We start from the raw sequence: 23,505 nt of genomic DNA, 5'->3' as shown, positions 1-23,505 counted from the left end.
ATGCTCAGTGCTTCAGGCCAGCAAAAGCATGGCCTGAAGCACAGCGGCTATATACCGCTCCTTATTCCTTCTGGCTTACCATTATTTCCCTTCCGAATATAGATATGCTAAATCCTTACTTCCGCATATTCTTTAAGCGGGTATGCTGAAGCCGTACTCCCAAATTTCATACAGTTAAGGACGGGCCATGAGTAAGATTTTTGAAGACAACTCCCTGACTATCGGCCACACGCCGTTAGTACGACTGAACCGAATCGGTAACGGGCGCATCCTGGCAAAGGTTGAATCACGCAACCCGAGCTTTAGCGTAAAATGCCGAATTGGTGCCAATATGATTTGGGATGCCGAAAAACGCGGTGTACTGAAAGCAGGCGTTGAACTGGTTGAACCGACCAGCGGCAACACCGGTATCGCTCTCGCCTATGTTGCGGCAGCGCGCGGGTATAAGCTGACGCTGACCATGCCGGAAACCATGAGTATTGAACGTCGTAAGTTGCTAAAAGCTCTGGGCGCGAATCTGGTGCTGACCGAAGGCGCGAAGGGCATGAAAGGCGCGATTCAGAAAGCAGAAGAGATTGTCGCCAGCAACCCGGAAAAATATCTGCTGCTGCAGCAATTCAGCAACCCGGCAAACCCGGAAATTCATGAAAAGACCACCGGTCCGGAAATCTGGGAAGATACGGATGGCCAGGTGGATGTCTTTATCTCCGGCGTCGGCACCGGCGGTACGCTGACCGGCGTGAGCCGCTACATTAAAGGCACTAAAGGCAAAAAAGATCTGATCACCGTGGCGGTTGAACCGACCGACTCCCCGGTTATCGCTCAGGCGCTGGCAGGCGTTGAGCTCAAGCCAGGTCCACATAAAATTCAGGGCATCGGTGCCGGCTTTATTCCTGGCAACCTTGATCTGAAGCTGGTTGATAAAGTGGTTGCTATCACTAACGAAGAAGCCATCTCCACCGCACGTCGCCTGATGGATGAAGAAGGTATTCTGGCCGGTATCTCATCCGGCGCGGCCGTCGCTGCCGCACTTAAGCTCCAGGAAGATGAGGCCTTTACCAATAAGAATATTGTAGTTATCCTACCGTCTTCAGGTGAGCGTTATTTAAGCACCGCGCTGTTTGCCGATCTCTTCACCGAGAAAGAACTGCAACAGTGATGCCAGCTCGTTAGCATCGTGTAAAAAAGCACCTTTCCAGGTGCTTTTTTGTGGCATACGTCAAAGTTTTACCCCTCCTGGCATTGATTCACCGCGTAGGGTCTGGTATTTAACCAACACATTTATTTTGATGCGCGAAATTATTCATAATCGGATTTCCGTAAGCTGAATCGATTTTATGATTTGGTTCAAGTCTTCCTTTCGCTGCATAATGTTTAATGACGTGCCAGACGTCCACGGCCAGATGGTCTTCACAGCGAACACGCTGCTGACACCTTAGCCAGACACGTAATGCCGGCGCTAACAATACAGGCTAAAGCCTTGCCGTTAGGCTAGACTTTAGGTCCACAACACTAAACCTATAAGTTGGGGAAATATAATGTTCCAGCAAGAAGTTACCATTACCGCTCCGAACGGTCTGCACACCCGCCCTGCTGCTCAGTTTGTTAAAGAAGCAAAAGGCTTCACTTCTGAGATCACTGTAACCTCCAACGGCAAAAGCGCCAGCGCCAAAAGCCTGTTCAAACTGCAGACTCTGGGTCTGACTCAGGGTACCGTCGTGACTATCTCCGCAGAAGGCGAAGATGAGCAGAAAGCAGTTGAGCATCTGGTAAAACTGATGGCTGAACTCGAATAAGTTCACGGGTTCTTTTTAATATCAGTCACAAGTAAGGTAGGGTTATGATTTCAGGCATTTTAGCATCCCCGGGTATCGCTTTCGGTAAGGCTCTCCTGCTGAAAGAAGACGAAATTGTCATCGACCGGAAGAAAATTTCTGCCGATAAGGTTGATCAGGAAGTCGAACGTTTCCTGAGCGGCCGCGCCAAGGCCTCCGCCCAGCTGGAGGTCATCAAAACCAAAGCTGGTGAAACTTTCGGTGAAGAAAAAGAAGCCATCTTCGAAGGGCACATCATGCTGCTGGAAGATGAGGAGCTTGAGCAGGAAATCATAGCCCTGATTAAAGATAAGCAGATGACTGCCGATGCGGCAGCAAATGAGATTATCGAAGGTCAGGCCACTGCCCTGGAAGAGCTGGATGATGAATACCTGAAAGAACGTGCGGCTGACGTACGTGACATTGGTAAGCGCCTGCTGCGCAACATCCTCGGCCTGGCTATCATCGATCTGAGCGCGATTCAGGAAGAAGTGATTCTGGTTGCCGCCGATCTGACTCCGTCGGAAACCGCACAGCTGAACCTGAACAAGGTGCTGGGCTTCATTACCGACGCCGGTGGCCGTACCTCCCACACCTCTATCATGGCGCGTTCCCTTGAACTGCCAGCCATCGTGGGCACCGGTAGCGTCACCACCCAGGTGAAAAACGGCGATTATCTGGTCCTTGATGCGGTGAATAACCAGGTTCTGGTTAACCCGACCAACGAACAAATCGAAGAGCTGCGTAAACTGCAGATTCAGGTCGCTGAAGAGAAAGCAGAACTGGCTAAGCTGAAAGATCTGCCGGCGATTACGCTGGACGGACATCAGGTTGAAGTCTGCGCCAACATCGGTACCGTACGTGATGTCGATGGCGCTGAGCGCAACGGCGCAGAAGGCGTAGGTCTGTACCGTACAGAATTCCTGTTCATGGACCGCGATGCGCTGCCGACTGAAGAAGAGCAGTTTGCTGCCTATAAAGCGGTTGCCGAAGCGTGCGGTTCTCAGGCCGTTATCGTTCGTACCATGGACATTGGCGGCGATAAAGAACTGCCGTACATGAACTTCCCGAAAGAAGAGAACCCGTTCCTGGGCTGGCGTGCCGTACGTATCGCGATGGATCGTAAAGAGATCCTGCGTGACCAGGTACGTGCCATCCTGCGCGCCTCCGCGTTCGGTAAGCTTCGCATCATGTTCCCGATGATCATCTCTGTTGAAGAAGTGCGTGCGCTGAAGAAAGAGATTGAGATCTACAAGCAGGAACTGCGTGACGAAGGTAAAGCATTTGACGAAAAAATCGAAGTCGGCGTAATGGTTGAAACACCGGCCGCGGCAACGATTGCCCGTCATTTAGCGAAAGAAGTCGATTTCTTTAGTATCGGAACCAATGATTTAACGCAATATACTCTGGCAGTTGACCGTGGTAATGATATGATTTCACATCTTTACCAGCCCATGTCGCCATCTGTACTGACGCTGATTAAGCAAGTAATTGATGCTTCTCATGCCGAAGGCAAATGGACTGGCATGTGTGGTGAGCTTGCGGGCGATGAACGTGCTACACTTCTGTTGCTGGGTATGGGGCTGGACGAATTCTCTATGAGCGCCATTTCCATCCCGCGTATCAAGAAGATTATTCGTAACACGAACTTCGAAGATGCGAAAGTATTAGCAGAGCAGGCTCTTGCTCAACCGACAACGGACGAGTTAATGACGCTGGTTAACAAGTTCATTGAAGAAAAAACAATCTGCTAATCCACGAGATGCGCGGCCCAAATTACTGCTTAGGAGAAGATCATGGGTTTGTTCGATAAATTGAAATCTCTGGTTTCTGATGACAAAAAAGACTCCGGAACTATTGAGATTGTTGCTCCGCTCTCTGGCGAGATCGTCAACATCGAAGACGTGCCGGATGTGGTTTTTGCGGAAAAAATTGTGGGTGATGGCATTGCCATCAAACCTACCGGCAACAAAATGGTTGCGCCGGTAGACGGTACCATCGGTAAAATCTTTGAAACCAACCATGCATTCTCTATTGAATCGGATAGCGGCATCGAGCTGTTTGTTCACTTCGGTATTGATACCGTTGAACTGAAAGGCGAAGGCTTCAAACGCATTGCCGAAGAAGGTCAGCGTGTGAAAGTGGGTGACCCGGTCATCGAATTCGATCTGCCGCTGCTGGAAGAGAAAGCCAAGTCGACCCTGACTCCGGTTGTTATCTCCAACATGGACGAGATCAAAGAGCTGATCAAACTGTCCGGTAGCGTTACCGTGGGTGAAACCCCGGTCATTCGCATCAAGAAGTAATTCTTGCCGCAGAAAAAATGGCGCCCTATTGGCGCCATTTTTTTTTACAGGATGGATTTTACCGGCCGAAAGCATTTCTCCCGGGAGAGGACCTTCATCCCCTCTGGTCCACTTTCCAGAATCCGCCGTTCGCTATCTGAAACCAACAGATCGCACTGGTATCCACCGGTGACGCCAAACAGCGACCGGGCCACGCAGACATCTTCCAGGGCATCATTACCGGCGGTATCAAAATAACCAACAATGCGCCCTTGCTGACGTACAACTAAACGATAGCTCTTCATGCGCTTACCTCCGGCGGCGGCAGGATCAGCTCATCGCAGCCCTGTCGATCGGTCCAGGTCATCACTGCCAGCACGCGCTGCGCCGCAGCATGCGTCGCCGCTCCCAGCGCCAGCCCCGACATCAGGCCGCTGATCAGCTCGGCGCAAAACAGGTCGCCGGTACCTTTCAGGTCCGTTTCAACCCGCGGATGGACCACCACCTCAACCGAATCAGCCGTCACCACCAGAACGTTAATCGTCGCGCTGTCCATTCCCGGAGCGCTGGTAATCACCACCCACTTCAGCGAGTCGGATAACAGACTACGCGCGGCAGCGATGGCCTCCTGCTGATGGCGGCAGGGCATGCCGCTCAGCGTTTCCAGTTCGAACAGGTTTGGCGTTATCCCCTGCGCCAGCGGCAGCAGATGAGTACGATAGGCATCCGGAATCTCCGCCTTTACGTAGATCCCGCTGTCGACATCGCCAATGACCGGGTCAACAAGAATACAGAGCTGCGGGTGAGATTTGCGGATCCGGCGTAACCACTGTGCCAGACGCTCTATCTGTACCGCGCTGCCCATATAACCCGTGGTCACCGCCCGTAGTTCACGCAGCGCGTCACGCTCCTCCAGCGCCTGCAGGTAACCCACAAACCACGCTTCCGGAATCACTCCGCCATAGAACGTATCGTAGTGTGGCGTATTACTGAAAAGCACCGTCGGCACGGCCATCACCCGCAGTCCATGCTGTTTAATGGCCGGCACCGCGATACTGTTACCGACGCTACCGTACACGACCTGCGATTGCACGGCGACGATGTCGACCTGCAGCGCCCGGCTCTTATCGTTGAAGAGCACTGATTGTATTTCGTCTTGTTGGCCCATCCCTTCTCCCCCCGCTGGACAGCGGGTCATACTCTGATTATCATTTGTCCTATGCTAAAATTCATTTTGTCATAGGTCAATAATGATCGTTGGAAAAACCGCCAGTGAAATTTTTGATAACATCCGCCATCTGATACAAAGCGGTGTATTAAAACCCGGAGAGACGCTGCCTCCGGTTCGTGAGCTGGCTGCTGAGCTGACGGTTAACCGCAACACCGTCGCAGCGGTCTATAAACGGCTGGTCACCTCCGGGCTGGCCGTCAGTCAAGGGCGCAACGGTACCGCCATTAAATCCGCGAACGCTCCCCTGCCGCAGGAAGGCGGAGATCCCTCGTCGCCACTCAGGGATATCTCCGGTGGTAACCCGGATCCCCGCCGCCTGCCGGATCTCGCTCGCTATCTGAATCAGCTCTCGCTGACCCCGCACCTGTACGGCGATGCTGCCGTGGAACCTAAGCTGGCGACCTGGGCGCAGCGCTGGATGCACCAGGACCTGGGAATCCAGGCTGAGATTAACCTGACCAGTGGCGCCATCGATGCGCTGGAGCGGCTGCTTTGCGCCCTGCTTCTGCCCGGCGATGGTGTGGTGGTTGAAGACCCCTGCTTTCTCAGCAGTATCAATATGCTGCGCTACGCCGGATTTAATGCCTGTCCGGTGGCCGTTGACGGAGAGGGGATATTGCCTGACGAACTGGAACTGGCCTTACGCAGCGGCGCGCGAGCCGTCATTCTGACCCCACGCGCGCACAACCCGACCGGCTGTAGCTTCAGTGAAGCCAGAGCAGCGGCTATTCGCGAGATACTGACTCGCTACCCGCAGGTGCTGGTGATTATTGATGACCACTTCGCATTGTTATCGGCAACGCCCTGGCATTCCCCCCTGCCCGCCACCACGCAGCGCTGGGCGCTGGTACGCTCCCTGTCAAAAACGCTCGGGCCGGACCTGCGTCTGGCGTTTGTCGCCAGCGATAGCACCACCTCGGCTGCGCTACGTCTGCGGCTCAACGCCGGCAGCCAGTGGGTCAGCCATCTGCTGCAGGGCTTTGCCTTTGCCTGCCTGAATGATAGCGTCTTTACTGCCTCGCTGGCGGAGAGTCGGCGCCATTATCGTCGGCAGAATGAAAAACTGGCCGCGGCCCTGACCCACCGTGGTTTCCCCCCCTTTCCTCCGGGAGATGGCCTGAATTTCTGGCTGCCGCTAACGCAGCCGAGCCAGCCAATAGCCCTGCGCTTAGCCCGCGCCGGCTGGTTAGTCCGCGAAGGCGAAGCGTTCGGTATTCGCACGCCATCGCACGGTCTTCGGCTATCGCCGGGGACGTTAAGCGATGATGAGATTGAGCGCCTGGCTGACGATTTACACCTCGTTCTACACCCCTGACGGGAGTGACGTCTATGCACATTTATTTTATCGTCCACGAACACTTTGAAGCACCGGGAGCCTACCTCCACTGGGCCCAGGAGCGGGGCTACACCACCGGCTGGACACGGGTATATGCCGGTGACCCGCTGCCGGCAAACGCCGATGCCTTCGATATGTTGGTGGTACTCGGCGGCCCGCAGTCGCCTCGTACGACGCTGGCGGAGTGTGCTTATTTTGATACGCATGCTGAGCAACATCTTATTGCCCAGGCCATCGCCGCCGGGCGGATGGTCATCGGCATCTGTCTTGGATCGCAACTGATTGGCGAAGCGCTGGGCGCCCCGGTCATGCAAAGCCCGGAAAAAGAGATCGGCCACTACCCTGTCACCCTCACCGTAGAGGGTTTACGCGACCCGAATATCGCTCATTTTGGCCCTGCTCTGGTCGTCGGGCACTGGCATAACGATATGCCCGGCATGACGCCGACGGCGACGGTTCTGGCCGCAAGCGAAGGTTGCCCGCGACAAATTGTGAAATATGGCGACCGGATATATGGTTTCCAGTGCCATATGGAATTTGACGCAGAGGTCATTGAACGACTAATCACCCATTCGCAGGAGGAGCTTGAGGCGGCAAGAGGCCGGCGTTTTATCCGTTCCGTACAGGAGATGCGCAGCTGGGATTATCGCGAGATGAACCAGAAACTGTGGACATTTCTCGATAATCTGGTGACCCATTGTCCGCACTAAACCCGGGGGGGTATGCATGGTAAACCCGCAGCTAAAAGCCGTCATTGAAGCGTGCGACCGCGCGATATCGCAGGAAGACTACGATACGTTAATGGACTACTACGCAGAGGATGCCCTGCTGGTGGTCCAGCCGGGACGGATCGTGAAAGGCAAGGAGAACATCCGCAAAGCCTTTCTCGCCATTGCCGACTATTTTCAGCACCGGCTGGTGGTGACGCAAGGCAAAATGGAGATACTGGAAGGCGGTGACACTGCGCTGGTGATTATGGAAACCCGGCTGGATATCCCGACTCCGCAGGGGGGAACCACCCAGGTTACACGCCGCGCCACCTATGTTTTTCGCTGGCAGGAACAGCGCTGGCTATGTACCGTAGATAACTCCTACGGTACCGATCTGCTGGACTCACCTGCCAGTTAAATACCCGCCCCCTGGCTGAAGTGCTCTTCGCCAAAAACCCCGGTGGACAGGTAGCGATCGCCGCGATCGCAGACGATCGCCACCACTACCGCGCCGGGGTTTTCCCGCGCGATACGTAATGCGCCGGCCACCGCGCCGCCGGAGCTGACGCCGCAAAAAATACCTTCCCGTACCGCCAGCATACGCATGGTGTTTTCCGCATCCTGCTGGTGAATATCCAGCACCGCATCGACCAGCGAAGCATTAAAAATTCCCGGCATATACTCTGCCGGCCAGCGCCGAATCCCCGGAATGCTGCTGCCCTCTTCCGGCTGAAGCCCCACGATGCTCACCGGCTTATCCTGTTCACGCAGAAAGCGGGATACGCCGGTAATGGTGCCGGTAGTGCCCATACTGGAGACAAAATGGCTGATTCGCCCGGCGGTCTGCTGCCAGATTTCCGGCCCGGTGGTGGTGTAATGCGCATAGGGGTTATCCGGATTGTTGAACTGATCCAGCAGTTTCCCTTCGCCACGCTGCGCCATTTCTGCCGCCAGATCGCGCGCGCCTTCCATCCCCTGCTCTTTGGTTACCAGAATCAGCTCGGCACCGTAGGCCAGCATCGCGGCACGGCGCTCCTGGCTCATGTTGTCCGGCATCAGGAGCTTCATCTGATAGCCTTTCAGCGCGGCAATCATCGCCAGCGCGATACCGGTATTCCCGCTGGTGGCTTCAATCAGGACATCACCGGGCTTTATTTCACCGCGTTTTTCAGCTTCAACGATCATTGAAAGCGCGGCGCGGTCCTTTACTGAACCCGCCGGGTTATTGCCTTCCAGTTTGACCCAGATTTCACTGCCGTTGTCCGGTCCCATGCGCTGAAGCTTGACCAGAGGGGTATTGCCGATGGTGTGTTCAAGTGTATTCACGATTTTTACTCAATAAAAAAGCCGGGTGGCGCTTCGCTTACCCGGCCTACAAGACGCAGTGATAACTGTAGGCCCGGTAAGCGTAGCGTCACCGGGCGATAAACATATTCAATAAACTATCAGGCTGACTCCGCCAGAGCAATATCCTCACGCGGCTCTATCCGCTGATTGCCGTTATAGAGTCGCGCATTCTGTAAGCCGACAAACAGCCGTTCACCGCGATACGGCGCGTCATCGCCCGACAGCACGACGGTCAGCGGTTCGTCATACCACCCTAATGGCTGAACAACTAATTGGGTGTAGTGCCCTTTCGGACTGGCTTCCAGTACCTGGACCGGCAAGGGTGAATCGAGGCTGGTACGGCGACTGATATCCACTTCCCAGGGGCGGAGGAACAGATCCACCGGCCCTTGATAAGCCGGGGTATACCCCAACGGCCAACGATGAGCACCGACATGGAACTGGCCACCGCGAACAATCCCTTTCAGGCGGTTAACCTCGCCCATAAACTCCAGTACAAAGCGGGTGGACGGTTCACGCCAGACCTGTTCCGGTGCATCGGCCTGTTCGATATTACCCTGGCTCATGACCACCACGCGGTCGGCCACTTCCATCGCCTCTTCCTGATCGTGGGTCACGAACACGCTGGTAAACTTCAGCTCTTCATGCAACTGACGCAGCCAGCGGCGCAGCTCTTTGCGCACCTGAGCGTCCAGCGCACCGAAGGGCTCATCGAGCAGCAGAATTTGCGGCTCCACGGCTAACGCTCGCGCTAACGCCACGCGCTGCTTTTGTCCGCCGGACAGCTGCGCCGGGTAGCGATCGGCAAGATGAGCCAGCTGCACCATTTCCAGCAGCCGGGTAACTTTCGCTTTGATCCCGGCGGCGTTCGGACGTTCACGACGCGGCAACACCGTCAGCCCGAAGGCGATATTCTCAAATACCGTCATATGGCGGAACAGCGCATAGTGCTGGAAGACAAAGCCCACTTTACGGTCACGGGCGTGAACGCGGCTCACGTCGGTACCATGGAAACGAATATGACCGCTGGATTGATTCTCCAGACCAGCAATAATACGCAGCAGCGTGGTTTTCCCGGAGCCTGACGGCCCCAGCAGCGCGACCATCTGTCCGGAAGGGATATCCAGAGAGATATCATTCAGCACCTGAGTGCGTCCAAAAGATTTCTTAATATTGACAATCTCAATGCTCATGATTCCCCTCCAGTTGCGCGCGTTTTTCCTGATTGGCCAGACGCCATTGCAACATACTCTTTAAAAACAAAGTCAAAATAGCCATTAACGTCAGCAGAGCTGCGGCGGTAAAGGAACCGACGGTATTGTAATCCTGCTCCAGCAATTCAATCTGCAGCGGCAGCGACAGGGTTTCACCGCGAATCGAGCCCGAAACCACCGAAACGGCGCCAAACTCCCCGATAGCACGAGCGTTGGTCAGCACCACGCCGTATAACAGCGCCCAACGGATATTCGGCAGAGTCACCCGGCGGAACATCTGCCAGCCGGACGCGCCGAGCAGAATCGCCGCTTCATCTTCATTACTGCCCTGACTGATCATCACCGGAACCAGCTCACGCACCACAAATGGGCAGGTGACAAAGATGGTGGCCAACACCATGCCCGGCCAGGCAAACATGATTTGCAGGTTATGCGCGTCCAGCCAGCCACCGAGCGGACCGTTGGAACCGTAGAACAGCAGATAGACCAGCCCCGCCACCACCGGCGAAACGGCAAAAGGAATATCCAGCAGCGTCAGCAGCAGCTGGCGGCCAGGGAAGTTAAAACGTGTCACCAGCCACGCCAGCAGCGTGCCAAATACCAGGTTTACCGGTACGGTAATCAGCGCAATCATCACCGTCAGCCAGATTGCGTGCAGCATGTCCGGATTAGCCAGGTTGTGCAGGACCGGCATCAGCCCTTTGCTGAAGGCCTGGACGAAGATATAGACCATCGGCACGATCAGAATGAAAGCGGAAACCAATATTCCGGTGCCGATCAGAAACCATTTCCCCCAGTTGATGCGGGGCGCATCGTAACGCTTCAATTGAGTAACTTCCGCCATTAGTGACCTACCACACGTCGACCAAAGCGACTTTGCAGGGTGTTGATGGAAAACAGCAGCAGCAGCGAAGCCGCCAGGATCACCGACGCAATCGCGCTCGCCGCCGGGTAATCAAACTCCTGCAGGCGCACGAAAATCATCAGGGAGGTGACTTCGGTTTTCCATGCGATGTTGCCGGCGATGAAAATCACCGCGCCAAACTCGCCAAGGCTACGCGTAAATGACAGCGCGATCCCGGCCAGCAGCGCCGGAGAGAGCTCAGGCAGCACCACTTTACGGAAGCTCTGCAGGCGCGTGGCGCCCAGCGTTTCCGCCGCTTCTTCATATTCCGGCCCCAGCTCTTCCAGTACCGGTTGAACCGTACGGACCACGAAAGGAATACTGGTAAACGCCATGGCGACCGCGATACCGAGCCAGGTATAGGTCACCTTAATATCAAACTTCGCCAGCCACTCGCCGTAAAAGCCGTTGACCGAAAACAGTGAAGCGAGGGTCAGGCCGGCGACTGCCGTCGGCAGAGCAAACGGCAGGTCCATCAGCGCATCGAGCAGCGTACGGCCAGGAAAGCGATAGCGCGTCAGAATCCAGGCCATCAGCAGGCCAAATACGCCATTAAAAATTGAGGCGACAAACGCCGACAGCAGCGTGACTTTGTAGGCCGCCACCACCTGCGGGTTGGTCACCACTTCCCAGTACTGCCCCCAGGTCATCTGCGCCAGCTGCATCACCAGCGCACTCAGGGGGAGCAGTAAAATCAAGCAGACAAACAGCAGGCTGGTGCCGAGACTCAGGGTAAAGCCCGGCAGCACGCGCTTAGATGCAGCAGCAAACATTACTTACGCCCCGCCGCCAGCAGTTTGTCCAGCTCACCGCCGCTGACAAAGTGGGTTTTCATTACCTGCGGCCAGGAGCCAAACTGGTCTTCGACGCGGAACAGTTCGGTCTGCGGGAATTTATCCTTTAACGTCTCCATCACCTGCGGGTTGTTCACGCGATAGTAATAGTCGGTGATGATCGTCTGCGCCTGCGGGCTATAGAGCCAGTTCAGATAAGCCTTCGCCGCCTTCTCGGTTCCGTTGGCCTTGACGTTTTTGTCCACCCAGGCGACCGGGAACTCCGCCAGAATATTGACCTTCGGCACCACCACTTCGAAGCCCTGGTCCTCGTACTGTTTGCGAATATTGTTCACTTCCGATTCAAAGGTAATCAGGACGTCGCCAAGTCCACGTTCAACGAAGGTGGTGGTTGCGCCGCGGCCGCCGGTATCAAACACTTCGACGTTTTTCAGGAACTGGGTCATAAACTGCTCGGTTTTCGCTTTATCGCCACCGTCAGCTTTATCTGCGGCTCCCCATGCAGCCAGATAGGTATAGCGCGCGTTGCCGGACGTTTTCGGATTCGGGAAAATCAGCTTCACGTCCGGGCGCACCAGATCGCTCCATTCATGAATATTCTTCGGGTTCCCCTTACGCACCAGGAACGCCATGGTGGAGTAGAACGGCGAGCTGTTGTTCGGCAGACGGCTTTGCCAGTCGGCGGGGATCAGATTGCCTTTGTCATGCAGAATCTGTACATCCGTCACCTGGTTATAGGTCACCACATCGGCTTTTAAGCCCTGCAATATGGCCAGCGCCTGTTTTGACGAACCGGCATGAGATTGTTTGATCGTCAGCTTATCGCCGGCATTATCTTTCGCCCACTGCTGTTCAAACGGCGGATTAAGGGCGGCAAACAGCTCGCGGGAGACATCATAAGAGCTGTTCAGCAGCTCAGTCGCCTGCGCCTGCGCAACCAGCAGCATCGAAGCAGCCAGTGCCAGATATCCTTTGTTCAGTGATTTAACCGCCATTGCGCACCCTTATCAGTTTGATGACTTTCTTATAGCCATAATATTTATAACGAGTATGAAAGGAGTAACGGTTTTATATACCGTTTGGCGATTTGGAAGTCGAAAAGAGAATAAGCCGTTTACAAACCCGTACGAAGGCGGATTTTCGGCGTGCTTCTCCCTCTATGGGCTGGGAGAGAAGATAAGGTATAACAAGGAGTTAAGCCGAATGAGGCCGCAAGGCAGGGAGAAGGTTATCTGCCCCTCTTCCGAAGGGAAGAGGGGCAGAGTCAACCCGGGATTACAGCGCCTGGAGACGATCCAGGGATGGCGCAAAGTAGTAGCCGCCGGTCACGGGTTTAGTAAAGCGCAGCATGGCATCACGCTTGCCGTCGGTATCGCCAAACATGCTCAGCAGCTGCTGTTCAATGTTATGGATACGCGCGCAGTACGCACAGAAATAGAGGCCGTGAGTGCCGCTGGCGGTGCCGTAAGGCAGGCTCTGACGAACAATCTTCAGCCCTTTACCATCTTCTTTTAAGTCGACGCGACTCAGATGCGAGGTTGCCGGGCGATCGTCGCCGTCAATCTCTTCATTGGCTTCTTTGGTCCGGCCAATCATCATCTCCTGGTCCGCAACGCTCATGCGATTCAACTGCTTGAGATTATGCTCCCAGCGCTGAACGAACACATAGCTGCCGCCGGCATCCACGCCATCTTTAATGATCGCCACTTCACGGCGGGTCTCAAGACCGGCAGGGTTTTCCGTACCGTCGACGAAACCGCTCAGGTCGCGCTCTTCAATCCAGCGGAAACCGTGCACCTCTTCTTTCACCTCAATCGCATCGCCGAAGGCCGCCATGGCGGCCTGAGCCACGGAGAAGTTCACCTCATGACGCGCAGAGAGGATATGAATCAGGACATCATACTGGGTAGACGGCGCCAGGCCCTTGCCGTATACCGGGAAATCTTTAAGCTCTTCGGCACCAACACCGCCGCTCAGCTGGCGCCAGACGTTATTGCCAAAAGCCACCACCGCACCCAGCTGGGCGTCCGGAAACTGCGTTTGAAAGGTCGCTAATTTATCAATAAAGACTTTGCTGGCTTCGCGCAGGGCGTTGACGTCCCCTTTGACATTGGCTTCAATCCAAATCGCCGCACGGCAATGTTCCGGCAAAATGCCGCTCTGAACCTGAGACATCGCTCCTCCTGAAATGATACAACCACAAAACTGTGGCACTTTTATCGCGCTATTGTACCCGTTTTTTCCCTGTGCCGTGTCCCTTCAGATCAAATTAGCCGCGCCAGATAATTTTGCTGACCTTCCAGTTTTTCAGCGTGTCGTCGGAAGGCATCAGCTCTTCCGGACCATTCCAGTGGCCGGTAAAGGCGTAGCTGATATGCTGACTGCCGTCCGCCTGGCACTCCACCACGGCGCCATTATCGTTTGCCCCTTTCTGACAATGACCAAAGGCTTTGCTATACAGCTCGCTAAATGGCGTGCCGACCTGAACGCCGCGGTCCGTTTTGATCTCGCTATCCCGCACTTCAATACGGTTGATGGTGCCGCCGTCGCCGTTAATGGTCATCGCGACTTTGTCATCTTTCAGCGCCTCAAAGTAGCGCACGATATTACCGTTGGCGGCTTTCATGCCGCTGCGCAGGCGATAGCTTCCGCCAAGCGCATCGCTGATGGCCTGTTCATTCAGCGGCGTTGTGGCCGTCAGTTTACCCACGCCCTGCTCGGTCACTTCCATTGAGGAACCAAACCAGTTCCATGGGTAGGCCGCTGACCAGTTAACCGCACTCATGGTGGAGCAGCCGGTTAATGCCAGCGGTAAAGCGCAGAGAAGTAAACGTAGCGATTTCATGACTCGGTCCTTTCTTGTTTATTTGACGCCTGTTGGAGTGCAGGATCGGCAAAAAGTGCCGTTAAACCCGATCTTCCTGAAAACAGGCTTTGAGTCGACGGCTGGCTAACAGCCACCAGAAGGCATAGAGATCGGCGATCAGCAGGCCGATAGTCAGCATCGAAGGTGACTCACCGCTCAGCCATAACAGCGGTTGCCAGAGCAGCAGCAGCGTCTGGGACAGCACCAGCAGCCAGCGCATTAGCGGCCAGAGACGGGGAAAGCGCTGCCGCTGCCCGCTTACGATAAACGCCAGTACTGCCGGGATGCCCGGCAGTAACCCTAGCCAGAAATTGTCGTGATCGGGATAGAACAGGTTCAGTAACACATCGCCCTGCTGGCGGGAGGCCCCCGCCATAATGAACAGCACCCAGGTCCGGGCCTGCAGCAGCAGTACGCACCAGAACAAAAACGGTAGCCTGAGCCGGCCATGAGCATCAAAATCAGAGGGGATAAACTCAGTATTCTTCATCTTCAATCAAACGTTTACCCAGACTCAGGATATCGGCATATTCGTAACCAAGCCGTTCATACATCCCCTGCACCACCTCATTATCATCGCGAACCATAATGTTAATTTTCGGGCAGCCGCGAGCAATCAGCTTTTTTTCCAGCCGGTTCAGCAGCGCATTGGCGATACCGCGGCCGCGATATTCCGGATGCACGCCAAGGTAGTAGGCGGAACCGCGATGACCGTCATAGCCGCCCATCACCGTGCCAACCACCTCGCCATTCACTTCCGCGACCAGAAACAGGCTGACATCGTGGTTAACTTTACGCTCAATGTCCATTTCCGGGTCATTCCACGGGCGCAGAAGCTCGCAGCGCTCCCACAGCGTAATCACTTCTTCAAAATCTTGCTGGCGAAAAACGCGTATCTCCATGGTATTCCCCATTTTTCAGGCTTAAAAACAGCGATTATGGCGCGATTTCAGCGGATAGCCAATATCAGGCGAAATGAAGTGGAAAAAATGACATAATATGCACTGTCATGTATTGAAATGAAAAGTAAAACAATTCTTGTTTTGAATGGTCGTAACGGAAAACGCGATACGATATAACACCAGGTACCACTTGTTTGCAATTCAGGCCGAATGAGCACTTTTAAACCATTAAAAATACTTGCTTCGCGCCGCCAGGTGCTGAAAGCAGGACTGGCTGCCATGACCCTTTCCGGGGTTTCATCGCAGGTCATCGCAAAAGAACAGCCGCTGACGACGTCCAACGGCCACAGTAAACCCGCGGCGAAAAAGGCGGGCGCAAAGCGCATCGTTATGCTCGACCCGGGCCATGGCGGTATTGATACCGGCGCCATCGGTCACAACGGTTCTAAAGAGAAGCATGTCGTACTGGCGATTGCCAAAAACGTACGCAGCATCCTGCGCAATAACGGTATTGACGCGCGCCTGACGCGTTCTGGCGATACCTTTATCCCGCTGTACGACCGCGTGGAAATTGCCCACCAGCACGGCGCCGATCTGTTTATGTCGATTCACGCCGACGGCTTTACCAATCCCAGCGCAGCCGGCGCTTCGGTATTTGCCCTCTCCAACCGCGGCGCGAGTAGCGCGATGGCGAAATACCTCTCCGATCGCGAAAACCGCGCCGATGAGGTCGCCGGTAAAAAAGCCACGGCCAAGGACCACCTTTTACAGCAGGTGCTGTTTGACCTGGTGCAGACCGATACCATTAAAAACAGCCTGACGCTGGGTTCGCATATTCTGAAAAATATTAAGCCGGTGCATAAGCTGCATAGCCGTAACACGGAACAGGCCGCCTTCGTGGTATTGAAGTCGCCATCAATCCCGTCCGTACTGGTTGAAACCTCATTTATCACCAACCCGGGCGAAGAAAAACTGTTAGGCACCACCGCGTTCCGACAAAAAATCGCCAGCGCGATCGCGTCCGGTATCATCAGCTACTTCCACTGGTTCGATAACCAGAAGGCCCACTCGAAGAGACGTAAATGAAGCCCGATGCGCACCAGGTAAAACGCTATCTCCTCCAGCTCCAGGAGACCATTTGCCAGAAACTGAGCGCCATTGACGGCGGTGAGTTTGTCGAAGACAGCTGGCAGCGCGAAGGCGGCGGCGGTGGTCGCAGCCGGGTTCTGCGCGATGGCGGCGTGTTTGAGCAGGCGGGCGTAAACTTCTCCCACGTTCACGGCGACGCCATGCCGGCTTCGGCAACGGCGCATCGCCCGGAACTGGCTGGTCGCAGCTTTGAGGCGATGGGGGTTTCTCTGGTGGTGCATCCGTGGAATCCCTATGTGCCGACCAGCCATGCCAACGTGCGTTTTTTCATTGCTGAAAAGCCCGGCGCAGAGCCGGTGTGGTGGTTCGGCGGCGGGTTTGACCTGACGCCCTTCTACGGCTTTGAGGAGGATGCGGTTCACTGGCATCGCACGGCTCACGATCTGTGTCAACCCTTCGGCGAAGAGGTTTATCCGCGCTATAAAAAATGGTGCGATGACTACTTCTATCTGAAGCATCGTCACGAGCAGCGCGGAATTGGCGGCCTGTTCTTTGACGATTTGAATACCCCGGATTTTGACCACGCCTTCGCCTTTATGCAGGCGGTGGGCAACGGCTATACAGATGCCTATCTGCCGATAGTTGAGCAGCGCAAAGCCATGCCATATGGCGAGCGCGAGCGGAATTTTCAGCTCTATCGTCGCGGCCGCTACGTGGAGTTCAATCTGGTGTGGGATCGCGGGACGCTGTTTGGCCTGCAGACCGGAGGGCGCACGGAGTCGATTCTGATGTCGATGCCGCCGCTGGTGCGCTGGGAGTATGACTACCGGCCGGAAGAAGGCAGCCCTGAGGCTGCCCTGAGTGAGTTTATTCAGGTTCGCGAATGGATTTAATGCCGGGCGGCGCCTTCGCTGGCCCGGCCTACGTTATTCCGTAGGTCGGGTTAGCGCAGCGCCACTCGACAAATCCCCTACAGCGGCTGAGTCTGTGCCTCGACCACCGCCAGCGCAACCATATTGACAATGCGGCGCACGGAAGCGCCCGGTGTCAGAAAGTGAGTCTGTTCAGTTCCACGCATGGATTTAATGCCGGGCGGCGCCTTCGCTTGCCCGGCCTACGTTATTCCATAGGTCGGGTTAGCGCAGCGCCACCCGACAAATCCCCTACAGCGGCTGAGTCTGTGCCTCGACCACCGCCAGCGCAACCATATTGACGATGCGGCGCACGGAAGCGATCGGCGTCAGAAAGTGAGTCTGTTCAGTTCCACGCATGGATTTAATGCCGGGCGGCGCCTTCGCTTGCCCGGCCTACGTTATTCCGTAGGTCGGGTTAGCGCAGCGCCACCCGACAAATCCCTTACAGCGGCTGAGTCTGTGCCTCGACCACCGCCAGCGCGACCATATTGACAATGCGGCGCACGGAAGCGATCGGCGTCAGAATATGTACCGGCTTCGCCACTCCCATCAGCACCGGTCCGACGGTCACCCCTTCCGAACTGGAGACGCGCAGCAGGTTATAGCTAATGCGCGCGGCTTCCATATTCGGCATCACCAGAATGTTGGCCGAGCCTTTCAACGGGCTGTCCGGCATCCGCTCATGGCGAATACTTTCCACCAGCGCCGCATCGCCGTGCATTTCACCATCGATCATCAGATCCGGCGCCAGCGCTTTCACTCGCTCCAGCGCTTCGCGCATTTTGCTCGCTGACGGACAGTCAGAGGAACCGAAGTTGGAGTGCGACAGCAGCGCCACGCGCGGCTCAATACCAAAACGACGGACGCTTTCCGCCGCCATCAGGGTGATTTCCGCCAGCTGCTCCGGCGTAGGATCGTTATTGACGTAGGTGTCGGCGATAAAGGTGTTACCGCTTGGCAGCAGCAGAGCATTCATGGCCCCCGCGGTGCTGACGCCGTCCCGGTAGCCGAACAGCGGCTGAACCACCCCATAATGCTCATGGTAGTCGCCGATGGTGCCGCAGATCATGGCATCCGCCTCGCCACGATGCACCATGATTGCGCCAATGACCGTCGTATTGGCAATCACCGCCCGCTGCGCCTGCTCCTGGGTCACGCCGCGGCGTTTCATGATCTGGTAATACTCGCCCCAGTACTCTTTAAAGCGCGGATCGGATTCGTTATTGACGATCTCAAAATCCACGCCGGCTTTGATCTGCAGCCCCAGCTTCTGGATACGCATTTCAATCACGCTCGGACGGCCGATCAGAATCGGTTTTGCCAGCCCCAGCGATACCAGCTCCTGAGTTGCGTGCAGGACGCGCGACTCTTCGCCTTCCGCCAGCACCACGCGCCTGGGCTCTTTGCGCGCCTGGGAGAAAATCGGCTTCATGAACAGGTTAGTTTTGTAGACAAACTCGCTGAGTTTCTCAATATAGGCGTCGAAGTCGGCAATCGGACGCGTGGCTACACCGGAGTCCATTGCCGCTTTGGCGACCGCCGGAGCGATCTTGACGATCAGGCGCGGATCGAACGGTTTCGGAATGATATATTCCGGACCAAAGCTCAGATCCTGATCGCCGTAGGCAGAGGCGACCACTTCGCTCTGTTCGGCATGTGCCAGTTCCGCTATCGCGTGGACTGCAGCCAGCTTCATCTCTTCGTTAATCGCCGTGGCGCCAACGTCCAGCGCCCCGCGGAAGATGAACGGGAAGCACAGCACGTTGTTGACCTGGTTTGGGTAGTCAGAGCGCCCGGTACAGATGATGGCATCTTCGCGGACCTGCTTCGCCAGCGGCGGCAGAATCTCCGGTTCCGGGTTAGCCAGGGCGAGGATCAGCGGCGCGCGGGCCATTTTTTTCACCATCTCCGGGGTCAGCACTTTCGGGCCTGAACAGCCGAGGAAAATATCCGCTCCGTCAATCACATCGTCCAGCGTGCGTTTGCCGTCATCTTCTACCGCGTAGGCCGCCTTGGTCTCTGCCATGTGAGGCTCACGGTCTTTATAGATGACGCCTTTGGAATCGCAGACCACGATATTGTGTTTCTGCATACCCAGCGCCACCAGCAAATTCATGCAGGCAATCGCCGCCGCGCCCGCGCCGGATACCACCATCCGAACGTCGGAAAGATTCTTCTCAACCACCCGCAGGCCGTTAATAATCGCCGCGGTGCTGATAATAGCCGTACCGTGCTGATCGTCATGGAACACAGGAATGTTCATGCGCTCGCGCAGCTTTTGCTCGATGTAGAAACACTCTGGCGCTTTGATGTCTTCGAGGTTGATGCCGCCGAAGGTGGGCTCCAGCGCCGCCACAACATCGATAAATTTATCCGGGTTCAGCTCATCGACTTCGATATCGAACACATCAATACCGGCGAATTTTTTAAACAAAACGCCTTTGCCTTCCATCACCGGCTTACCGGCTAGCGCACCAATATTCCCCAGTCCCAGCACCGCGGTGCCGTTGGAAACAACGGCCACCAGGTTGCCGCGGGCAGTATATTTGTAGGCGGCCAGCGGATCTTTCTCGATTTCCAGACAAGGTGCCGCCACGCCTGGCGAGTAGGCCAGCGCCAGATCGCGCTGTGTGGCCAGAGGCTTGGTTGGGACAACCTGAATTTTCCCGGGAACGGGAAACTCATGGAAATCGAGGGCACTTTGTTTCAACTGCTCATCCATTTTATTGTTCCTTTCACGTATCGGTCGTAGGGGGTGTGCGTAATGACTATCCTGGTGCCCACCCCAGGTGGCGCATAGTATCTCGCCTGACGGCTTTTCAAACTTTGAACGCCGCCAAACTCTCGCCATCGCAATGGTATATTTGTTATCGATTTATAACATTTATGTAACCTGATTTCGAAAGCAATGATAGTCCCGTCTGCTATGCTTTTTAGTTATCCACCCCATAAACGCCTCGACAGACAATCAACAAAAACTCATGCAACATCTTGTTTCAGGAGTCCATTATGTCCCGAAGAGAACTTGCCAACGCCATTCGCGCCCTGAGCATGGACGCTGTACAGAAAGCCAACTCCGGCCACCCCGGCGCCCCGATGGGGATGGCGGATATCGCCGAAGTCCTGTGGAATGATTTCCTTAAACACAATCCGGGGAATCCGCACTGGTATGACCGTGACCGCTTTGTGCTCTCAAACGGTCATGCGTCCATGCTGCTGTATAGCCTGTTGCATCTGACCGGCTACGATCTGCCGCTGTCCGAACTGAAAAACTTTCGCCAGCTCCATTCCAAAACCCCCGGCCACCCGGAACACGGCTATACCCCCGGCGTCGAGACCACCACCGGCCCGCTTGGCCAGGGGCTGGCCAACGCCGTCGGCATGGCGATTGCCGAGCGCACGCTGGCGGCGCAGTTTAACCGTCCCGGCCATGACATTGTCGATCACTATACCTGGGTGTTTATGGGCGATGGCTGTCTGATGGAGGGGATTTCCCACGAAGCCAGCTCGCTGGCGGGGACGCTGGGTCTTGGCAAGCTGATCGGCTTCTACGACCATAACGGCATCTCAATCGATGGTAAAACCGACGGCTGGTTTACCGACGATACCGCCGCGCGCTTTCGGGCCTATCACTGGCACGTGATTGGCGATATTGACGGTCACGACCCGCAGGCAGTGAAACAGGCAATTCTCGAGGCGCAAAACGTCACGGATAAACCTTCGCTGATCATCTGCCGTACCGTGATTGGCTATGGCTCACCGAATAAAGCCGGTTCGGAAGAGTCCCATGGCGCTGCGCTGGGGGAAAAAGAGGTGGCGTTAGCCCGCGAGAAGCTGGGCTGGAAACATCCACCGTTTGAGATCCCCAAAGAGATTTATCAGCAATGGGATGCCCGGCCGCGCGGCGAGCAGGCAGAACAGACGTGGAATCAGCGGTTCGCCGCGTATCAGCAGCAGTATCCACAACTGGCGGCGGAGCTAAAACGCAGAATGGACGGCGCGCTGCCGGAGAGCTGGGGCGATGCGGCGCACGACTATATCGCGCAACTGCAGGCCGAGCCGGCGAAAATTGCCAGCCGTAAAGCGTCGCAAAATGCCCTGAACGCCTATGGACCGCTTCTGCCGGAGCTGCTGGGCGGGTCGGCGGATCTGGCGCCGAGCAACCTCACCATCTGGTCCGGGTCAACATCGATCAAAGAGGACGTGGCGGGGAACTATATTCATTATGGCGTGCGCGAGTTCGGCATGACGGCGATCGGCAACGGCATTGCCCTTCACGGCGGCTTTATCCCTTATACATCCACCTTCCTGATGTTTGTCGAATATGCGCGTAACGCGGCGCGAATGGCAGCGCTGATGAAAGCCAGACAGATTATGGTCTATACCCATGACTCGATTGGGTTAGGGGAAGATGGCCCCACTCATCAGGCGGTCGAACAGCTGGCCAGTCTGCGATTGACGCCGAACTTCAGCACCTGGCGCCCCTGCGATCAGGTCGAAACGGCGGTGGCGTGGCAGGCGGCGATTGAACGGCAAACCGGCCCCACCGCGCTGATTCTGTCGCGGCAAAACCTGGCGCAAATGGCGCGGACGCCGCAACAGGTACAGGATATTGCCCGCGGCGGCTACGTGCTGAAAGATGCGGGGGGAAAACCGGATTTAATCCTGATAGCCACCGGTTCCGAAGTGGAGATAACCGTGCTGGCGGCGGAAAAACTGCTCGCCAAAGGGGTTAACGTGCGGGTAGTCTCCCTGCCCTCAACCGATGTTTTCGATGCGCAAGATGAGGCATATCGGGAGTCGGTTCTTCCGGCTAACGTCAGCGCCAGAATTGCGGTTGAGGCCGGTATCGCCGACTACTGGTATAAATATGTCGGGCTGAAGGGCGCCATCGTGGGAATGAGAAGCTACGGTGAATCAGCGCCGGCGGAGAAGCTGTTCCCGTTCTTTGGCTTTACCGTCGAACATATTGTCAGTCTCGCGGATGAAATATGTAACGGGTAACCCATAGCGTGGGCCAGGCATCTGGCCCCTGCCAGTTATCACACTGCGGCTGCTGCGCATAGCGAACCAGGCTAAACCGCTGGCCATCATAGCGCCAGCGGGTCTGAACCCCGCAATCGCCGGGGCCGCGCCCTTTATCCAGAGTCACCAGCTCGTGACGTCGCTCATCAATACTGGCATTAATCAGTTCAATATCACGCGCCGCATTGCCCGGCGGCTGGAAGGGCAGCGTCAAACGGACCTGGCGGGCCACATACGGCTGCTGGCGCGACACCAGCCAGGCCAGCCAGATGGTGTTGTACGCTCCGGCTTCACAGCTGACCATCAGTAACACCTTCTCATCCGTCAACGCGGTAACCCGAATCTCACGGCGGAAAGGGTCCAGCGAACAGGCGCTATTGTTCATCCGCTCGTTGCCGTAATCCATCAGATCATTGAGCTCCTCCCGACTGAGCGGTGATTGCGAGAAGTCAACTTTGCCAACTGCCCGCAGCGCAGGTGCCGGAGGCACGCTAAGCGGCGGTTCTTCCCCCTTCCCCACCCACGCGGTTTCACTGCCGACACGCTTTTGATGGTTATCGATAAACAGCAGCGCGGCTTTCAGCCCTTGCAGAGAAATGCTTTGCAGTCCGTTAACCAGGGTTATCTCCTGCCCTTCCTGCACCTGCTGGAGAAAAGCATCGATCGTCACGCTATCTCCGGTTTTGATCAGCTTATCCGCAACCAGCCAGTGTTTATCGGTCAACGCCAGCGGTTTACCGTCAAGCAAAAGACGAGGAGCGATCGGCGCCAGGGCGGCCACCGGGTTACCGATACCGCCCAGCTCAATGCGCAGGCTGGCATCCGTAACGGCGCCGGCGCTGCGGCTGAGAGTCATAACCAGTCCGTGATGCAGACCGACGTTGCGAGCGACGCAGAAATTCTGATTATTGCAGGTGACCAGCCAGTCGCCGAATAGCTGTTGTACCGGCGCCGCCCACGCCCACGACGCCGGTAGTAAACCGAAAAGCAGAAAAAAAAGAACCCGATAAAGCATGCGCGGCACAACCCCAGAGAAGAACGCTCAAAACAGCAGCCATCTTCACCAGCGGCGGC

At 55.9% G+C, this 23,505-nt stretch carries 23 protein-coding genes and 1 pseudogene; 10 read left to right on the top strand and 14 right to left on the bottom strand.

What is annotated here, in order from left to right:
* Nucleotides 1–187: 187 nt before the first annotated feature.
* The 4 genes from cysK (at nt 188) to crr (ending at nt 4,120) form a co-directional block, all read left to right on the top strand.
* On the top strand, nt 188–1,159 hold the full coding sequence (gene cysK, locus AC007G_RS08410; protein ID WP_004865450.1) for a cysteine synthase A: 972 nt from the start codon (nt 188–190) through the stop codon (nt 1,157–1,159).
* A gap of 379 nt (nt 1,160–1,538) precedes the next feature.
* A complete protein-coding gene (gene ptsH / locus AC007G_RS08405) occupies nt 1,539–1,796 on the top strand; it encodes a phosphocarrier protein Hpr (protein ID WP_000487600.1) in 258 nt (85 codons plus the stop codon).
* Nucleotides 1,797–1,840: 44 nt separating this feature from the next.
* On the top strand, nt 1,841–3,568 hold the full coding sequence (ptsI, locus tag AC007G_RS08400) for a phosphoenolpyruvate-protein phosphotransferase PtsI (RefSeq protein WP_004866073.1): 1,728 nt from the start codon (nt 1,841–1,843) through the stop codon (nt 3,566–3,568).
* Between the two features lie 42 nt (nt 3,569–3,610).
* On the top strand, nt 3,611–4,120 hold the full coding sequence (crr, locus tag AC007G_RS08395) for a PTS glucose transporter subunit IIA (RefSeq protein WP_003861316.1): 510 nt from the start codon (nt 3,611–3,613) through the stop codon (nt 4,118–4,120).
* 44 nt (nt 4,121–4,164) lie between these two features.
* Here the strand turns inward: crr and AC007G_RS08390 are convergent, their stop codons facing one another.
* Nucleotides 4,165–4,404, bottom strand: a complete 240-nt coding sequence (locus AC007G_RS08390) for a hypothetical protein (RefSeq protein WP_032686548.1) — start codon at nt 4,402–4,404, stop codon at nt 4,165–4,167.
* Nucleotides 4,401–5,267, bottom strand: coding sequence for a pyridoxine/pyridoxal/pyridoxamine kinase (gene pdxK, locus AC007G_RS08385; RefSeq protein WP_032686547.1), 867 nt, complete (start codon nt 5,265–5,267; stop codon nt 4,401–4,403). Before pdxK ends, AC007G_RS08390 begins: the two co-directional genes overlap by 4 nt.
* Nucleotides 5,268–5,349: 82 nt before the next feature.
* On the opposite strand from pdxK, the gene ptsJ reads away from it, so the two are divergent.
* From ptsJ to AC007G_RS08370, 3 genes are read left to right on the top strand one after another with little or no spacing between them, the layout of a single operon-like run.
* Nucleotides 5,350–6,645, top strand: coding sequence for a MocR-like B6 salvage transcription factor PtsJ (ptsJ, locus tag AC007G_RS08380; protein ID WP_049268212.1), 1,296 nt, complete (start codon nt 5,350–5,352; stop codon nt 6,643–6,645).
* A 14-nt stretch (nt 6,646–6,659) separates the two neighbouring features.
* Nucleotides 6,660–7,376, top strand: a complete 717-nt coding sequence (locus AC007G_RS08375; protein ID WP_142630054.1) for a type 1 glutamine amidotransferase — start codon at nt 6,660–6,662, stop codon at nt 7,374–7,376.
* A gap of 16 nt (nt 7,377–7,392) precedes the next feature.
* Entirely contained in the window at nt 7,393–7,794 is a 402-nt protein-coding gene (locus AC007G_RS08370; protein ID WP_032686544.1) for a YybH family protein, read from the top strand.
* Here AC007G_RS08370 and cysM read toward each other — a convergent pair.
* The 9 genes from cysM to AC007G_RS08325 form a co-directional block, all read right to left on the bottom strand.
* On the bottom strand, nt 7,791–8,702 hold the full coding sequence (gene cysM / locus AC007G_RS08365; protein WP_004866094.1) for a cysteine synthase CysM: 912 nt from the start codon (nt 8,700–8,702) through the stop codon (nt 7,791–7,793). The two genes, AC007G_RS08370 and cysM, sit on opposite strands and share 4 nt — an antisense overlap.
* Nucleotides 8,703–8,821: 119 nt before the next feature.
* Nucleotides 8,822–9,916: a sulfate/thiosulfate ABC transporter ATP-binding protein CysA gene (cysA, locus tag AC007G_RS08360; RefSeq protein WP_004866097.1), complete on the bottom strand. Its 1,095-nt coding sequence runs from the start codon at nt 9,914–9,916 to the stop codon at nt 8,822–8,824.
* Nucleotides 9,906–10,781 (bottom strand): sulfate/thiosulfate ABC transporter permease CysW, encoded by an 876-nt coding sequence (gene cysW, locus AC007G_RS08355; RefSeq protein ID WP_032686543.1) that lies wholly within the window; start codon nt 10,779–10,781, stop codon nt 9,906–9,908. The genes cysA and cysW overlap by 11 nt, the downstream gene beginning before the upstream one ends.
* A complete protein-coding gene (cysT, locus tag AC007G_RS08350) occupies nt 10,781–11,614 on the bottom strand; it encodes a sulfate/thiosulfate ABC transporter permease CysT (RefSeq protein WP_004866101.1) in 834 nt (277 codons plus the stop codon). The genes cysW and cysT overlap by 1 nt, the downstream gene beginning before the upstream one ends.
* Nucleotides 11,614–12,630, bottom strand: a complete 1,017-nt coding sequence (locus tag AC007G_RS08345; RefSeq protein ID WP_032686542.1) for a sulfate ABC transporter substrate-binding protein — start codon at nt 12,628–12,630, stop codon at nt 11,614–11,616. The genes cysT and AC007G_RS08345 overlap by 1 nt, the downstream gene beginning before the upstream one ends.
* 280 nt (nt 12,631–12,910) lie before the next feature.
* Nucleotides 12,911–13,810 (bottom strand): Dyp-type peroxidase, encoded by a 900-nt coding sequence (locus AC007G_RS08340; RefSeq protein WP_032686541.1) that lies wholly within the window; start codon nt 13,808–13,810, stop codon nt 12,911–12,913.
* Between the two features lie 94 nt (nt 13,811–13,904).
* The gene (locus AC007G_RS08335; RefSeq protein WP_004866110.1) at nt 13,905–14,480 is read right to left on the bottom strand and encodes an RpoE-regulated lipoprotein; all 576 of its coding nucleotides are present in this window, start codon (nt 14,478–14,480) and stop codon (nt 13,905–13,907) included.
* 61 nt (nt 14,481–14,541) lie between these two features.
* Nucleotides 14,542–14,991 (bottom strand): DUF2919 domain-containing protein, encoded by a 450-nt coding sequence (locus AC007G_RS08330; RefSeq protein WP_004866113.1) that lies wholly within the window; start codon nt 14,989–14,991, stop codon nt 14,542–14,544.
* Nucleotides 14,978–15,403, bottom strand: a complete 426-nt coding sequence (locus tag AC007G_RS08325) for a GNAT family acetyltransferase (protein WP_004866116.1) — start codon at nt 15,401–15,403, stop codon at nt 14,978–14,980. The genes AC007G_RS08330 and AC007G_RS08325 overlap by 14 nt, the downstream gene beginning before the upstream one ends.
* 210 nt (nt 15,404–15,613) lie before the next feature.
* Here AC007G_RS08325 and amiA point away from each other — a divergent pair, with 210 nt between their 5' ends.
* Together amiA and hemF are read left to right on the top strand one after the other, a co-directional pair.
* The gene (amiA, locus tag AC007G_RS08320; protein ID WP_015583734.1) at nt 15,614–16,489 is read left to right on the top strand and encodes an N-acetylmuramoyl-L-alanine amidase AmiA; all 876 of its coding nucleotides are present in this window, start codon (nt 15,614–15,616) and stop codon (nt 16,487–16,489) included.
* Complete coding sequence (hemF, locus tag AC007G_RS08315; RefSeq protein WP_032695533.1) at nt 16,486–17,385, top strand: oxygen-dependent coproporphyrinogen oxidase; 900 nt, start codon at nt 16,486–16,488, stop codon at nt 17,383–17,385. Before amiA ends, hemF begins: the two co-directional genes overlap by 4 nt.
* Nucleotides 17,386–17,655: 270 nt before the next feature.
* Here hemF and AC007G_RS08310 read toward each other — a convergent pair.
* Both AC007G_RS08310 and maeB read right to left on the bottom strand, forming a co-directional pair.
* Nucleotides 17,656–17,742, bottom strand: a pseudogene (locus tag AC007G_RS08310) (phosphate acyltransferase); the annotation flags it as partial.
* Between the two features lie 106 nt (nt 17,743–17,848).
* A complete protein-coding gene (gene maeB, locus AC007G_RS08305; protein ID WP_032686540.1) occupies nt 17,849–20,128 on the bottom strand; it encodes an NADP-dependent oxaloacetate-decarboxylating malate dehydrogenase in 2,280 nt (759 codons plus the stop codon).
* Nucleotides 20,129–20,415: 287 nt separating this feature from the next.
* On the opposite strand from maeB, the gene tkt reads away from it, so the two are divergent.
* The gene (gene tkt / locus AC007G_RS08300; RefSeq protein ID WP_032695534.1) at nt 20,416–22,410 is read left to right on the top strand and encodes a transketolase; all 1,995 of its coding nucleotides are present in this window, start codon (nt 20,416–20,418) and stop codon (nt 22,408–22,410) included.
* Here tkt and AC007G_RS08295 read toward each other — a convergent pair.
* Entirely contained in the window at nt 22,379–23,446 is a 1,068-nt protein-coding gene (locus tag AC007G_RS08295) for a DUF1176 domain-containing protein (RefSeq protein WP_131063584.1), read from the bottom strand. The two genes, tkt and AC007G_RS08295, sit on opposite strands and share 32 nt — an antisense overlap.
* Between the last annotated feature and the right edge of the window lie 59 nt (nt 23,447–23,505).

The organism is Klebsiella sp. CSG-1 (genome assembly GCF_056521145.1).
This window is presented reverse-complemented; position numbering and strand designations above follow the sequence as displayed.